The organism is Acidovorax sp. Root70 (genome assembly GCF_001428225.1).
Taxonomy (GTDB): domain Bacteria; phylum Pseudomonadota; class Gammaproteobacteria; order Burkholderiales; family Burkholderiaceae_C; genus Acidovorax.
The window spans coordinates 280,235-295,261 of record NZ_LMHQ01000030.1 but is presented as its reverse complement, the minus strand read 5'-3'; the positions used below and the strand labels follow the sequence as shown (position 1 = coordinate 295,261).

The following is a 15,027-nucleotide window of genomic DNA, read 5'->3' as shown; positions in this document are numbered from 1 at the left end:
GCCGCAGCCGCCTCGATGCGCGACCAGGCACAGCACCTGGCGCAAGCGGTGTCGGTGTTTAACGTGGGGGCCGTGGCCACCCGGGCTCCTGCAGCAGCGCCCCGGGCTGCAGCACCGGCGCCCGCGCCTCGGCCCGCTGCCACCGCCTCGGCTGCGTTGGGCAACCGGCCCGCTGCGGTCAAGGCACCCAAAGCCCCAGCGGCAGCCCGGCTGTCATCGCCGGCCTCCGCTGCAGCCGCCCCAGCGCCCAAGGCGGCGCATCAGCCATCAGCCGCACCCCGCGCGACAGCCGGGGGTAGCGATGATGATTGGGAGAGCTTCTGAGCAGGCACGGGCCTACAGTTGCGCCCCTTCGACGAGAAACTGCACCTTCCGCTCGCCCTTCCACTCGTTCACATCCAAGCGAAAGGCCAGCAAAACGCGGGCAGGCAGCTGCTCGGTGTGACCGAACCAGATCGCATCGACGGGGCTGCCCTGGTGGATCAGTTTGAGGGACAGGTGGTTCTTGGCCTCGCCCACTAGGCGCTGACTCACGATCTGCACCTCTTCACTGAACGTGGGGGGCGCGAAGCCCTGGCCCCAGACCTCGCGGTGCAGGGTGTCCACGATGTCGGCGCGGCAGTATTCAGGGGCCAGCGGGCCGTCGGTCTCGATGCGGCGGGTGAGGGTGGCGGCGTCCAGCCATTCCTGCGCGACCTGGGCAAAGGCCTGCTCGAACACATCGAATGATTCCTCGGCCACGGTGCAGCCCGCGGCCATGGCATGGCCGCCGAACTTCAGGATCACGCCCGGGTGGCGCTTGGCCACCAGGTCCAGCGCGTCGCGGAGGTGAAATCCGGGGATGGAGCGGCCTGAGCCTTTGAGCTCATGCTCCTTGCCCGGCGCGCTGCTGGCCGCAAACACGAAGGTGGGGCGGTGCAGCTTGTCCTTGATGCGGCTGGCCACGATGCCGACCACGCCTTCGTGAAAGTCGGGGTCGAACACGCTGATGGCGGGCGGGGGCTCCTCGCTCTCGTCAAACAGGCTCTCGGCCATCAGCATGGCCTGTTCGCGCATGCCGCTTTCGATGTCGCGGCGCTCGCGGTTGATGCCGTCCAGTGTGGCGGCCAGCTCGGCAGCGCGGCCTGCATCGTCGGTCAGCAGGCATTCGATGCCCAGCGTCATGTCGGCCAGGCGGCCTGCGGCGTTGATGCGTGGGCCCAGGGCAAAGCCAAAGTCGAAGGTGGTGGCCACGGGCGCCTTGCGGCCGGCGGCATGGAACAGTGCGGCGATGCCTGCGGGCATCTGCCCCGCGCGGATGCGCTTCAAGCCCTGGGCGACCAGGCGTCGGTTGTTGGCGTCGAGCTTGACCACGTCGGCCACGGTGCCCAGCGCCACCAGCGTGAGCAGCGGGTCGAGCTTGGGCTGGCTGGCGGCGTCAAAGACTCCGCGTGCCCGCAGTTCAGCGCGCAGCGCCAGCAGCACATAAAACATCACGCCCACACCGGCCATGGACTTGCTCTCGAACGGGCAGCCGGGCTGGTTGGGGTTGACGATGGCATCGGCCGCCGGCAGTTCGGGGCCAGGCAGGTGGTGGTCGGTCACCAGCACCTGCAGGCCCAGCGCCTTGGCTTCGGCCACGCCGTCCACGCTGGCGATGCCGTTGTCCACGGTGATGAGCACATCGGCCCCGCGCTCCGCCACGCGGCGGGCGATGGAAGCGGTCAGGCCATAGCCGTCGGTCACGCGGTCGGGCACCAGGTAGTCCACGTGCTGTGCGCCCAGCAGCCGCAGGCCGCGCACGCCCACGGCGCAGGCGGTGGCGCCATCGCAGTCGTAGTCGGCCACGATGATGAGCCGTTGGTTCTGCGCCATGGCATCGGCCAGCAGGCGGGCTGCGGCGTCAATGCCCTTCAAGCCCTGGTCGCCACCGGGCGGCAGCAGGCGGCCCAGGCCATCGTCCAGCTCGTCCTTGGCCCGCACGCCACGCGCGGCGTACAGGCGTGCCAGCAGCGGGTGCACGCCGGCCTGCTCCAGCGCCCAGGCGGCGCGGGGTGGAATGTCTCTTGCTATTATTTTCATAGCTGCACCAGCATGTTCGACCAGCGCATGGGGCGAAAAAGGCCTTGAAACCGCTGCACAAGGCTGCGCGGAGCGGTGTGGAAGCCCAGCGCATTGCGTTCGCCGCACAGGGTTAGCTGCACGGGCGAGCCGCTTTCAGCCTGGCGCAGCAGGTCGGCCACGGGGCCTGCGTCGAGCGCGGCCCAGGCACTGGCCCAGGCGCGCCAGTCGTCGCGCAAGGCGGCGTCCCGCAGGGTGGTGGGCATGTGGGGCGGTGGAGTGGATGGGGTGGCGGGCGGTGGGCCAGCCAGTGCGCCCGTGCCGTGCACCCAGAACGAGTTGACGACCGGCAGCCCCTGCGCAGAGCGCTCCTCGTTGAAGGCGTGGGTGTACAGCAGCATCTGCATCTCGCTGTGCAGGCGATGCAGGGTGCGGGCCTGTTTGGCATCGGGCATCCAGGCGCGCACGTCGCGCAGCAGCACGCGCTCCAGCGACGCGGTGGCCAGGTCGGCAAACAGCGGTCCGCTGGCCAGCCAGCGCGTGGGCTGGTCGTAGTGCAGGGTGATGCCGTCCTCGGCAAACCAGGGCGAAACGATGGCCAGCAGCGCGCGTGATGCGGACTCATGAAGGCCCAGTAGCGCCGGGTCGCGCAGGGTGACGTGGTCGGTGCTGACCTGCCACTGGCAGGGGGTGACGAAGGCCCAGGCCTCGCCGTGGGGGGGTAGACCTTGCTGGTGGCGGTGCCAGGCCGCCCAGGGGATGCGGCCATCCTGCGCGGGCAGGCCCAAGGCGCGGGCCAGGGTGCGTTCGTGGGGGGCGGAGAAGCTGGTTTCTTCGCCGGTGTCGTTGTATTCGGGGCGGGGGCTGAGCCGGGCCAGCAGCCGGTCCAGGTGGGGCAGGGCCAGGCCCTGTTGGGCTTGCTGGCATCCCGGTGAGGCGCTGGCGGCGTAGGGAATGAGCAAATGGGTGGTGTCCGACATCCCTCTATTGTCCGGGATGCCACAATCTGCCCCGCCTGTGGCGCGCATTCCGCACCGCGCAGGCCCTTCTTCCCATATCCATGCAAATTCCCTACGAACTGGCCCTGGGCTGGCGCTACACCCGCGCGGGCCGCGCCACGCGGCGCAATGGCTTCATCTCGTTCATCTCGGGCGTGTCCATGCTGGGCATCGCGCTGGGGGTGGCGGCGCTGATCATCGTGCTGTCGGTGATGAACGGCTTTCAGAAAGACGTGCGCGACCGCATGCTGAGCGTGGTCTCGCACATCGAGATTTTTGCGCCCCTGGGGGCCGCACTGCCCGACCCGGCGCTCACCCTGGCCGAGGCCAAGAAGAACCCGAACGTGATCGGGGCTGCGCCTTTTGTGGCGGCCCAGGCCCTGCTGGCGCGCGGCGAAGACATGAAGGGCGCACTGGTGCGCGGTATCGACCCGGCCCTGGAGGGCGCGGTGACCGACCTCGCTGCCACCAACGAGAAGACGCTGAACCTGCTGGTGCCCGGCGAGTTCCGCGTGGTGCTGGGGGGCGAGCTGGCCCGTGCCCTGGGCGTGCGGGTGGGCGACCCGGTGACGCTGATCGCGCCCGCCGGCCAGGTGACGCCCGCAGGCGTGGTGCCGCGCCTCAAGCAGATGACGGTGGCGGGCACGTTTGACTCGGGCCACTACGAATACGACTCGGCCCTGGTGCTGCTGCACCATGAGGACGCGCAGCGCATCTTCCGCCTGGAAGGCCCCACGGGCGTGCGCCTCAAGCTCAAGGATCTGCACCAGGCCCGCGAGGTGGCGCAGCAACTGGCGCAGTCCCTGAGCGGCCAGCTGTTGATTCGCGACTGGACGCAGCAGAACCGCACCTGGTTCGCCGCCGTGCAGCTCGAAAAACGCATGATGTTCATCATCCTCACGCTCATCGTGGCGGTGGCGGCATTCAACCTGGTCTCCACCCTGGTGATGACGGTGACCGACAAGCGGGCCGACATCGCCATCCTGCGCACGCTGGGCGCCAGCCCGAAAAGCATCATGGGCATCTTTGTGGTGCAGGGCGCGATGGTGGGGGTGATCGGCACGCTGGTCGGCCTGCTGCTGGGCCTGGGCATCGCCTTCAACATCGACGTGATCGTGCCGGCCATCGAGCGTGCCTTGAACGCCAGCTTTTTGCCCAAGGACATCTACCTCATCAGCAAGATGCCCAGCGAGCCGCAGAGCAGCGACATCGTGCCCATTGCGGTCATCTCGCTGGTGCTGGCCTTTGTGGCCACCCTGTACCCCAGCTGGCGCGCCAGCCGTGTGAACCCTGCCGAGGCGCTGCGTTATGAATGATGAGAAACACCCCCCTGAGACGCTCCGCGTCTTCCCCCCGCTCTCGCATTGCTGCGCAATGCGGGCAGAGGGACGCAGCCAGCGCCCGCAAGTGGAACGCCGCATCTGCGGCGGGGCGGCCCTTGCGCGGCTGCCCCGACCTGGCGAGCGCCAGTTTCATGCCATGGATCACTGAGATGAATGCTGTAAACAACACCGTGGTGCTGGAAGCCAAGGGCCTGACCAAACGCTTTACCGAAGGCCGCTTGGATGTGACCGTGCTCAAGGGCGTGGACCTGCAGATCCATGCGGGCGAAACGCTGGCGATTGTGGGTGCCTCGGGCTCGGGCAAGAGTACCTTGCTGCACCTGCTGGGCGGGCTGGATGCACCCACGGCGGGCACCGTGCGCCTGAAGGGCGAGGAGATGTCGTCGCTGTCTGCGGAGCGCCAGGGGCAGCTGCGCAACCAGCATCTGGGCTTTATCTACCAGTTCCACCATCTGCTGCCGGAATTCAGTGCGCTGGACAACGTGGCTATGCCGCTGCGCATTCGCCGCCTGCCGCTGGCGCAGTGCCATGCGGAGGCGGAGCGGGTGCTGGCGTCTGTCGGCTTGAAGGAGCGGCTGATGCACCGGCCGGCCGAGCTGTCGGGCGGTGAGCGCCAGCGGGTGGCGATTGCGCGGGCGTTGGTGACGCGGCCGGCTTGTGTGCTGGCGGATGAGCCTACGGGCAATCTGGACCGGAGTACTGCGGATGGGGTGTTCGACCTGATGCTGCAGTTGGCGCGGGATCAGGGTACGGCGTTTGTGATGGTGACGCACGATGAGTCGCTGGCGGCGCGGTGTGACCGGGTGATGAGGTTGGTGTCTGGGGTTTTGGGGTGATTTTGGGCTCTGGCGCTTATTCATAAAGCGCTGAAAGCTATTGTTTTTATAGCTCGTTCTTGCCCTGTCCGTTCGGGTTGAGCTGGTCGAAGCACGGGCGTGCTGGTTTGGAAGGTATGCCTGTTTTCAGGGCGGAGGCCGGGAGTCGCCCGGCATGCGAGTAACTTTCTTTTGCTTCGCCAAAAGAAAGTCACCAAAGAAAAGGCGACCCCCAGTCTGCGACCCCTTCCTCAGTGCGGAGGCCGGGAGTCGCCCGGCATGCGAGTAACTTTCTTTTGCTTCGCCAAAAGAAAGTCACCAAAGAAAAGGCGACCCCCAGTCTGCGACCCCTTCGCGGAGCGAAGGGGCAAACCTGCGGAGTGTCGGTTGCGGGGTGCGCCGCAGAACTCACTTCGCGCTGGCGCGCTTCGTTCAAACAACTGCGGCGAGTCAGTTCACGAAGCACGGGCGCTTCGACGCCCATGCCACCCCGCAACCGCCCCGCCGCAGGCGCAGCCAGCAGGGGTGGGACAGCCGAACATCCAACAGCCGGACATCCATTCGGGCCATTGCTTCGCTCGGCCCAGGCTGCGCAGTGCGTGGCGCTTGCGCCCGCGAGAATGGGCCGAGCGCAGCAAAGGCCCGTGTGGATGTTCTGTTCCCTTTGCCCCTCTGGATGCGCCGAGGAGCGCAGGGTTTGGCGGATCAGGGCTCGCGATTGTCTGAGCGCAGCGAGTTCGAGCGAGACCCCGCCAAACCCGAGCACCGCAGGTTGCCCCGAAGCGAAGCGCAGGGGACGAAGTTCCCTTTGCCCCTCTGGATGCGCCGAGGAGCGCAGGGGTTGGCGGATCAGGGCTCGCGATTGTCTGAGCGCAGCGAGTTCGAGCGAGACCCCGCCAAACCCGAGCACCGCAGGTTGCCCCGAAGCGAAGCGCAGGGGACGCAGACAGTGGGGTCGCCCTTTCTTTGGTTCCTTTCTTTCGGCGACGCGAAAGAAAGGGACTCGCCTGCCGGGCGACTCCCGGCCTCCGCCCTCAACAAAGGCATGCGGCCATATCAGCCCACGCAGCCAAACACTACAAAATCAATAGCTACCAGCGCATATCCCACTAGCGCATCCGGCCAAAATCACCAAAAAATCACATCACCCGCCCATACCACCACACCGACAGCCCCGCCGCCGCCAACGCCAGCACCGCCCCCAATAACGCCAGCAAAGACGAAATCTCCGTCTCTTTCTTCTCCACCGTCAGTCGCGAACTCAACGTTTCATACACCTTCTTCAGGTCTGCTGCCGTCGCCGCATGAAAGTACTCGGCATTGGTCCGCGCAGCCACCGCCTTCAGCGTTTCCTCATCCAGCCGCACCCGCATCGACCAGCCCTCAAAGCCAATGGTCTCCCCCTGCACCGTGCCCACCCCCACCGTGTACACCCGCACCCCCCGGTCGGCTGCCCACTTGGCAGCTTCCAGCGGGTCAACGCCCGTAGTGCGCTGGCCGTCGGTCAGCATGATGATGGCGGCTGAGTTGTAGGAGCCCGGGGCCACAGGTGTGAAGGTCTTGGCGGGGTCCTGTTGCTTGCCCAGCTCTTCAATGGGCCTGGGGCGCATGGCCTGGCGGCCGCCCAGCGCGGCGATGTCGATGCCCGCGTCGGGGAAGATCGTGGCCAGCGACAGCATGATGCCGTTGCCCGTGGCCGTGCCGCGCTGCAGCTGGAAGCTGTCGATGGCCTTGACCAGGTCTTCGCGGCTCTGGGTGGGCAACTGGGCCAGTTGGGCGCTGCCGGCAAAGGCCACGATGCCCACGCGCACGTGGCGCGGCAGGTCGGCGATGAAGGCCTTGGCGGCGTTCTGGGCGGCGGTGATGCGGTCGGGCTCCACGTCGGCGGCGCGCATGCTGCCCGACACGTCCATGGCCAGCATGATGGTCTGGTCTTGCGAGGGCAGGGTGATGACGGCCAGCGGGCGCGCGGCGGCCAGCAGCAGGGCCACCAGGGCCAGCAGGAACAGCGCGGGCGGGATATGGCGGCGCAGGTGCTGGCCGGGGCCCATGGCCTCGCGCACCAGAGACAGGCTGGAGTAGGTCAGCGCTGTTTTCTTGCGCCGGTGCAGCAGCCACCAGTACAGCAGTACCAGGAGGGGCACCGCCAGCAGCAGCCAGAGCAGGGTGGGCCAGAGAAAAACCATGGTGTGTGTCCTTGGTGGCGTGTACAGCGTGTGCGGCGGGTGATTAACTAATCAATCCATCGATCGGTCAGCCGGCGGCCGCCTGCGCGATAGGGCCTGCGGATGCTGATGCGGGGACGAGAGGATTGCTGTGCGCCCGCACCCGGCGCTGGCGCAGGTCCATGAAGCGCAGCAGGGCATCGACCAGATCGTCGTCGGTGCACAGCTCCAGCGTGTCGGCGCCCGCGCGGGTCAGGCCTTCGCGCAGCGCGGCCTCGCGGTCGGCGGCCAGCTGGGCAAAGCGGCGGCGAAAGCCCGCGTCGTGTGTGTCCACCTGCAGTTGCTCGCCGCTTTCGGCATCGCGCAGCGTCACCAGGCCCACATCGGGCAGCTCCAGCTCCAGCGGGTCGAGCAGGCGCACGGCCACCACGTCATGCCGCTGGGCCAGTTGGGCCAGGGGCCTTTCCCAGCCAGGCGCGCTGATGAAGTCGGACACCACAAACACCGTGGACCGGCGCTTGAGCGTGGCCAGACCGGTTTGCAGCAGCCGGTGCAGCTCCGTGGCGCCGCCACCCGTTTTGTGCGGCGGCGCGGGGGTGTTGGAGGGCAGCAGCTTGTGCACCAGGTGCAGCACATGGGCGCGGCTGCTGCGTGGGGGCAGCACGGCGTCCACCGCGCGCGCCGCCTGCGGGCCGGCGCCGCCATAGAGCACGGCACCCACGCGGTTGCCGTGGCGAGTCAGCAGGCGCGAAAGCACAGCCACGAAGCCGGTCAGGATGTCGCGCTTGGCGTGGCCGGTTGGGCCGAAGCTGATGGACGGGCTCAGGTCCAGCAGAAACCAGGCCGACATTTCGCGGTCTTCGGTGAACACGCGCACATGGGGCGTGTTCAGCCGCGCGGTCACGTTCCAGTCGATGTGGCGCACGTCGTCGTGGGGCTGGTATTCGCGCAGGTCGGTCAGGTCCAGGCCACTGCCGCGCATCAGCGTGCGGTAGTCGCCCTGCAGCAGGCCGTCCAGGCGGCGGATCACCTTCCACTCCAGCTCGCGCAGCAGCCGGTCGGCCTGCCCGGGCAGCGTGGGCAGGATGTGCACCGTGGCGGAGGTTTCGGTTGGCTTGCTGGTCATGGCGGGTGAACTCAAGCGGCCTTTTGTTCGTGGTGCAAGGGGCGCGCTGGTGCCGGGATTTTGGCCATGATGCGCTGGATGAGCGCGTCGGCATCCAGCCCCTCGGACAGTGCCTCGTACGACAGCGCCACGCGGTGGCGCAGCACGTCGGCGGCCAGGTCGGTCATGTCTTCGGGCAGCACATAGTTGCGCCCGCGCAGCATGGCCAAGGCCTGCGCGCCCTCGGCCAGGGCGATGGTGGCGCGCGGGCTGGCGCCGCAGCTGATGTAGCCGGCCAGGTCTTTCAGACCATGCCGCGCGGGCTCGCGGGTTGCGGCCACCAGCTTCACGGCGTACTGCAGCATTGACGGGTCCACGTATACCGTGCGGCATTCGGCCTGCAGCGCCGCCAGCTGCACCGTGGTGGCCACGGGCAACACCTGCACAGGCACATCGAGCGCGCGCTGGGCGATCACGAATTCTTCCTCCTCGGTGGGGTAGCCCAGCAGCACCTTCATCATGAAGCGGTCCACCTGCGCCTCGGGCAGCGCGTAGGTGCCTTCGGTCTCGATAGGGTTCTGCGTGGCCATCACCAGGAAGGGCTCGGGCACCTTGTGCGTCTCGCCTGCAATGGTCACCTGGCGCTCCTGCATCACCTCCAGCAGCGCGCTCTGCACCTTGGCGGGCGCACGGTTGATTTCGTCGGCCAGCAGCAGATGGGTGAACACCGGGCCCAGCGTGGTGCTGAACTCGCCGGTCTTCTGGTTGTACATGCGGGTGCCCACCAGGTCGGCGGGTACCAGGTCGGGTGTGAACTGGATGCGCTTGAAGCTGCCCTGGATGGTGCTGGCCAGCGTCTTCACCGTCAACGTCTTGGCCAGGCCCGGCACACCTTCGACCAGCAGGTGGCCCTGGGCCAGCATGGCGACCATGACGCGCTCCAGAAAGCGGTCTTGACCGACCACCACGCGTTTGACCTCGTAAAGCACCTGTTCCATCAGCGTGGCGGTGGCAGCGTTCGATGCATTGTGCGATGTGCTGGACGACATGGGGCTCCTTGCGATGATGGGTGGGAAGATGGTGATAGTGGTGTGTTGTACGTTCAGAACGGGGGCATGCCGACGGCAGACGCCGCGTTTTCAATGGGCACCGCAAAGCCGATGCCGATGAAGGTGCGCGCCTGGGTGGGGTTGAGGATGGCGGTGACGATGCCCACCACCTCGCCGTCCAGCGTCACCAGCGGGCCGCCGGAGTTGCCCGGGTTGGCTGCCGCGTCGAACTGGATCAGGTTGCTGAGCTGGCGCTTGCCCTCCGGCGATGTGAATTCGCGCTGCAGGCCCGACACCACGCCCGCCGAGGCCGAGGGGCCGATGCCAAAGGGAAAACCCACGGCCACCACATGGTCGCCCGGGCGCAGGTTCTGGGTGGACCGCAGAGTGGCGGCCTCCAGGTCGTCGGGCACCTTGTGGGCCTGCAGCACGGCCAGGTCGTTTTCGGGTTGCACGCCGGTGATGCTGGCCGTGGTCTCCAGCCCGTCGTAGAAGGTGATGCCGATACGGTCTGAGCCCGCCACCACATGCAGATTGGTCAGGATGACGCCTTTGTCCACAATGACCACGCCGGTGCCAATGCCGCGCTCGACCTCTTCCTTGCCGTTCTTGCTGCGCCCGTAGCCCACCACGCGCACCACCGAGGGGCCGATGCTCTCCACAGCCCGTGCGGCGGCAGAGGGCGGGGTGGTGGTCTCCAGCGTGCGCAGCACTGCTGCGTCGATGTCGTCCTGGGTGATCTTGCGGGCGGGGCTGCGGGTGTTGTGCCAGGCGCTGGCGACCAGCAATGCCGCCAACAGCACCACGATGGTCCACAGGGCGACCAGCTGGCGTTTGAATGCCCGGGGCGGAGGGGGCTTGGCGGCTGCGGTGGCGGCGCTTGTCGCCGCAGAATCATCTGCAGGCGGCGCTGCGTGGGCCGCAGCTTCGGTGGCATCCACCGCCGCAGGCGTGCGATTGCGGGCGGGTCGGGAGCTGCTGTAGAGGGCGGGCCGGGGCATCCTGTCACCTTTGCTCGTACACGCCAGGGCCTGGCGCACGCAAATGACAGTAGCACGGTTTGACGGCAAATGCACATGCAGGGCTACCCAGGCCCATGGCCCCCTGCGACCGCAGCCTTGCAGTCTGCATCGGGCATCATCGGCGCATGACCGCCTGGATCGATACCCACTGCCACCTCGACGCCCCCGAGTTCGATGCCGACCGCAGCGTTGTCCGCACACAGGCAGCGGCGGAAGGTGTTTGCCATTGCGTGATCCCGGCGGTAGAGCGCAGCAACTGGGACACCGTGCGGGCTCTGGCGCACCAGCATGGGGACAGCTACGCGCTGGGCATTCATCCCCTCTACACAGGGCGCGCCGAGGAAGAGGATCTGCAGCATCTGGCCAGGTACCTGGAGCAGCACCACGCCGACCCGCGCCTGGTGGCGATTGGCGAGATCGGCCTCGATTACTTTGTGCCGGGCCTTGACCCGGTGCGCCAGGAGCGGTTTTACCGCGCGCAGCTGCAGCTGGCCCGGCGGTTTGACCTGCCGGTGATCCTGCATGTGCGCCGCTCTGCCGACAAGCTGCTCAAGGGCCTGCGGGATTTGCCGGTGCGCGGTGGCATTGCCCATGCCTTCAATGGCAGCCTGCAGCAGGCTCAGGCGTTCATTGCACTGGGCTTCAAGCTGGGATTTGGCGGTGCGGTGACCTATGACCGCGCCCTGCAGCTGCGCCGTCTGGCTACCGAGCTGCCCGGCGATGCCCTGGTGCTGGAGACCGATGCGCCCGACATTCCCCCCCACTGGCTTTACACCACCGCCGCAGAGCGCGCTGCAGGGCAGCCCCAGGGCCGCAACAGCCCGGGGGAGCTACCCGGTATTGCGGCCGTGGTGGCCCAGCTGCGCGGCGAGTCTGTGCCGGCGCTGGCTGGCAGCACCAGGGCCAATGCCTTGGCCGCGTTGCCCCGGCTGGAGTGTCTGCTGGCAGACGCGCGGCCATCGCAGGGCGGATGAGGGACCGACAAAAAAGATGAATAGGGAGAAATTTGGGAGCTTGATGCCCTGTGGCAAAGGGCCGACAGCTATCTTTTTTGGACCGCCAGACGGGGCTGACGGTCCTTTGGGGCCAAAATTGCCCCATGTCCCCAGCCCCTGTTGCAGCCGGCCCGTCTTTGGCCTCCACTCCTGACGCCTCCGGTCCGTCCGCGCGCTGGCTGGGCCTGCCGCCGGTAGCAGGTGCGCGCACCGTGGTGCTGGTGCTGGGCAGTTTTCCAGGGGCTGCGTCATTGCAAGCCCGCCAGTACTACGCGCACCCCCAGAACCATTTCTGGAAGATCCTGCAGGCCTTGTGGCCCCAGCATCCTTTGCCCCCGGCGGGGCCGGATGGCTACACAGACCGCTGCGCCTGGCTGCTGGACCGCGGCCTGGGGCTGTGGGACGTGTACCAGAGCTGCGAGCGCGAGGGCAGCCTGGACACCAGCATCCGCAACGCCCGGCTCAACGACTTTGCCGCGCTGCGCAGTGCGTGCCCCCAGTTGGCCGCGCTGGCGCACAACGGTGCGGAGAGTTTCCGGCACGCGCCGGCGGCGCTTGCCGCGCTGGGTGCCGCCGGGCAGCCGACGCTCTTGCCGCATGATGTGGGGAAGTCAGGCGCACGGCCCATCGAGGCTGTGCGGCTGCCATCGACCAGCCCGGCCAATGCCTCCTGGAGTTTTGAACGTAAATTGACTGCCTGGGCCGATGTGATGGCCCGGCACGGATTGCTGTGAATGGCCCGTAAAAAAGAAACCTTGCAAGAACTGCCCGAAGTCAGCGTGTCTGACGACGGCGAAGTGCGCCACCTGCACCTGGGTACACCCTGGATCCAGGGCTCCATGCGCATCGACGAGCCCTTTGCCCTGGAGCTGGAATACGTGCAGCGCATGATGGCCTGGCTGCTGTTCGCTGACCTGGCGCAGGTGTCCAAGGGCCATGCCATGCAGCTGGGCCTGGGGGCTGGTGCCATCACCAAGTTCTGCCACAAAAAGCTGCGCATCTGCACCACCGCCATTGAGTTGAACCCGCAGGTGCTGGCTGTGTGCCGCCAGTGGTTCAAGCTGCCGCCCGACGGCCCCAAACTGCGCGTGGTGCTGGCCGATGCGGCCAAGGAGATCCAGAACCCCATGTGGCTGGGCACGGTGGATGCGCTGGCCGTAGACCTGTACGACCACGAGGCTGCGGCCCCCGTGCTCGACAGTCCCGACTTTTATGCCGACTGCCGCGCGCTGCTCACGGAGACGGGCTGTATGACCGTGAACCTGTTTGGCCGCGCGTCGAGCTTTGACCGCAGCCTGCAGAGCATGGCGCAGGCGTTTGGCGACGATGCGCTGTGGGCGTTCAAGCCCACACGCGAAGGCAATACGGTGGTGCTGGCGCAGCGCACCCCCACGCGGCCCAAGCGCGCGGAGCTGGCCGAAAAGGCGGAGGCTATCCAGGCGCGCTGGGACCTGCCCACTTCCAAATGGCTGCGGGTGTTCAAGCCCGTGAAGCCCTGAAAGGAATCTTGCAATGAATGCTTCTGCCCTGACGCCTGACCGGCTGAAATCGGCTTCGCACGTCGGTCCGGTGGACTGGCGCCGCATGGTCCAGTGGCTCAGCGATGACAAGGTGATCTCGCGCGAGGAAGCGCAGCGCACCGTGGCCCGTTGTTCGCAGGCCGAGAGCTCCCAGCACGCCCTGGTGCGCCTGGCCAGTGTGGCCATGGAGCGTGCCAGCGACGGCAAGCCACTCGACATCGAGGCGCTGTCCGAGTATCTGGCGCAGCGGGCGGGCCTGGCCTACATGCGCATCGACCCGCTCAAGGTCGATGTGGGCCGCGTGGCCGACTCCATGAGCGCCACCTACGCGGAGCGCCACAAGGTGCTGCCTGTGCAGGTGACCAGCAAGGAGGTGGTGGTGGCCACCGCCGAGCCCTTCATCGACGACTGGGTGGCCGAGGTGGAACGGCAGTCCCGCCGCTCGGTGCGCAGGGTGGTGGCGAACCCGCAGGACATCCACCGCTTCACGGCCGAATTTTTTGCGCTCGCCAAGTCGGTGCGTGCGGCGCAGAAGGCCGGCGGCAGTTCGGGCGGCAACAGCTTTGAACAGCTGGTGGAGCTGGGCAAGAGCAACAAGCAGCTCGACGCCAACGACCAGGGCGTGGTCAAGGTGGTGGACTGGCTCTGGCAGTACGCGTTTGACCAGCGTGCCAGTGACATCCACCTGGAGCCGCGCCGCGACCAGGGTGTGATCCGTTTTCGCATCGATGGTGTGCTGCACCCGGTGTACCAGATGCCCATGGGCGTGCACAACGCGATGGTGGCGCGCATCAAACTGCTGGGCCGCATCGACGTGGTCGAAAAGCGCCGCCCGCAGGACGGTCGTATCAAGACCCGCAACCAGCGGGGTGAAGAGGTGGAAATGCGCCTGTCCACCTTGCCCACTGCGTTTGGCGAAAAGATGGTCATGCGCATCTTTGACCCCGACAACGCGGTCAAGGACCTGGACGCCCTGGGCTTTGCGCAGCACGATGCACAGCGCTGGGAGGCGCTGGTGCAGCGCCCGCACGGCATCATCCTGGTAACCGGGCCCACGGGCTCGGGCAAGACGACCACGCTGTATTCCACCCTGAAGCGCGTGGCGACCGAAGAGGTCAACGTGAGCACGGTGGAAGACCCGATCGAAATGATCGAGCCCAGCTTCAACCAGACCCAGGTACAGCCGCAGCTCGACTTCAACTTTGCCGAAGGCCTGCGCGCCCTGATGCGGCAGGACCCCGACATCATCATGGTGGGCGAAATCCGCGACCTGGAGACCGCCGAGATGGCCATCCAGGCCGCGCTGACGGGCCACCTGGTGTTCTCGACCCTGCACACCAACGATGCACCCAGCGCCATCACCCGCATGATGGAGCTGGGCGTGCCCTCGTACCTCCTCAACGCGACCTTGCTGGGCGTGCTCGCCCAGCGGCTGGTGCGCACGCTGTGCAAGCAGTGCAAGCAAAAGGACGAGACTGCGAGCCGCGATGCCCTGGCCGAGGTGGTCAAGCCCTGGAAGATCAATGGCAGTTATCACCCCTACAAGCCGGTCGGTTGCGTGGATTGCCGGATGGGCGGCTTTCGAGGCCGCATGGGGCTGTATGAACTGCTCACCGTCAGCGAGGCGCTGAAGGACAAGATCACACAGGCGCCTTCCATTGATGTGCTGCGCCGCCAGGCCGTGCAAGATGGCATGCGCCCCCTGCGCCTCGCAGGCGCGCTGCGAGTGGCCGAAGGTCTGACGACGATGGACGAGGTGATAGCGGCGACACCGCCGCTGGAGTGAGCGCAGCAGCGGGCGGGGTTGCGCTGGGAGCAACCTGCTTTTTTCATCCCTTTTTTGTTTCTGAGACGGTCTTCTGGGTGGCGTGCACCGCAGCCAGGCGGGGCGGGGCGTTACCGGATGTAGGTGGAATCCACATCGCGCTGCCCCCGCCTAGCCAGCACAATCGCGCAGTCGAGAATTCCGTCAAGG

General features: G+C 67.0%; 12 protein-coding genes and 1 pseudogene. 7 read left to right on the top strand and 6 right to left on the bottom strand.

From position 1 onward, the window contains the following. A pseudogene (locus ASD94_RS24140) lies at positions 1-324 on the top strand (methyl-accepting chemotaxis protein); the annotation flags it as partial. 12 nt (positions 325-336) lie between these two features. On the opposite strand, the gene recJ reads toward ASD94_RS24140, so the two are convergent. Together recJ and ASD94_RS19725 are read right to left on the bottom strand one after the other, a co-directional pair. After that, positions 337-2,061 carry a single-stranded-DNA-specific exonuclease RecJ gene (gene recJ / locus ASD94_RS19730; protein ID WP_056646589.1) on the bottom strand — a complete coding sequence of 575 codons (1,725 nt, stop codon included), beginning with the start codon at positions 2,059-2,061 and terminating at the stop codon, positions 337-339. Continuing rightward, positions 2,058-3,020, bottom strand: a complete 963-nt coding sequence (locus ASD94_RS19725; RefSeq protein ID WP_056646587.1) for a hypothetical protein — start codon at positions 3,018-3,020, stop codon at positions 2,058-2,060. Before ASD94_RS19725 ends, recJ begins: the two co-directional genes overlap by 4 nt. 80 nt (positions 3,021-3,100) lie before the next feature. Between ASD94_RS19725 and ASD94_RS19720 the strand changes: the two genes are divergently transcribed. Together ASD94_RS19720 and lolD are read left to right on the top strand one after the other, a co-directional pair. Continuing rightward, positions 3,101-4,354, top strand: coding sequence for a lipoprotein-releasing ABC transporter permease subunit (locus tag ASD94_RS19720; RefSeq protein ID WP_056646585.1), 1,254 nt, complete (start codon positions 3,101-3,103; stop codon positions 4,352-4,354). A gap of 176 nt (positions 4,355-4,530) precedes the next feature. Continuing rightward, positions 4,531-5,217 (top strand): lipoprotein-releasing ABC transporter ATP-binding protein LolD, encoded by a 687-nt coding sequence (lolD, locus tag ASD94_RS19715; RefSeq protein ID WP_056646649.1) that lies wholly within the window; start codon positions 4,531-4,533, stop codon positions 5,215-5,217. 1,118 nt (positions 5,218-6,335) lie between these two features. On the opposite strand, the gene ASD94_RS19710 is transcribed toward lolD, so the two are convergent. The 4 genes from ASD94_RS19710 to ASD94_RS19695 all read right to left on the bottom strand — a co-directional run bounded on the left by ASD94_RS19710 (position 6,336) and on the right by ASD94_RS19695 (position 10,516). Then, positions 6,336-7,382 (bottom strand): VWA domain-containing protein, encoded by a 1,047-nt coding sequence (locus ASD94_RS19710; RefSeq protein WP_056646584.1) that lies wholly within the window; start codon positions 7,380-7,382, stop codon positions 6,336-6,338. A 67-nt stretch (positions 7,383-7,449) separates the two neighbouring features. Then, on the bottom strand, positions 7,450-8,487 hold the full coding sequence (locus tag ASD94_RS19705) for a DUF58 domain-containing protein (RefSeq protein ID WP_056646582.1): 1,038 nt from the start codon (positions 8,485-8,487) through the stop codon (positions 7,450-7,452). 11 nt (positions 8,488-8,498) lie between these two features. Next, a complete protein-coding gene (locus ASD94_RS19700; RefSeq protein WP_056646579.1) occupies positions 8,499-9,515 on the bottom strand; it encodes a MoxR family ATPase in 1,017 nt (338 codons plus the stop codon). A gap of 53 nt (positions 9,516-9,568) precedes the next feature. Beyond that, on the bottom strand, positions 9,569-10,516 hold the full coding sequence (locus ASD94_RS19695; protein WP_056646577.1) for a S1C family serine protease: 948 nt from the start codon (positions 10,514-10,516) through the stop codon (positions 9,569-9,571). 146 nt (positions 10,517-10,662) lie between these two features. On the opposite strand from ASD94_RS19695, the gene ASD94_RS19690 reads away from it, so the two are divergent. The 4 genes from ASD94_RS19690 to ASD94_RS19675 all read left to right on the top strand — a co-directional run bounded on the left by ASD94_RS19690 (position 10,663) and on the right by ASD94_RS19675 (position 14,838). Next, on the top strand, positions 10,663-11,511 hold the full coding sequence (locus ASD94_RS19690) for a TatD family hydrolase (protein ID WP_056646575.1): 849 nt from the start codon (positions 10,663-10,665) through the stop codon (positions 11,509-11,511). 125 nt (positions 11,512-11,636) lie between these two features. After that, entirely contained in the window at positions 11,637-12,266 is a 630-nt protein-coding gene (locus tag ASD94_RS19685; RefSeq protein WP_235510713.1) for a DNA-deoxyinosine glycosylase, read from the top strand. Next, positions 12,267-13,031: a hypothetical protein gene (locus tag ASD94_RS19680; protein WP_056646571.1), complete on the top strand. Its 765-nt coding sequence runs from the start codon at positions 12,267-12,269 to the stop codon at positions 13,029-13,031. Between the two features lie 13 nt (positions 13,032-13,044). Next, a complete protein-coding gene (locus ASD94_RS19675) occupies positions 13,045-14,838 on the top strand; it encodes a GspE/PulE family protein (protein WP_056646569.1) in 1,794 nt (597 codons plus the stop codon). Positions 14,839-15,027: the final 189 nt, after the last annotated feature.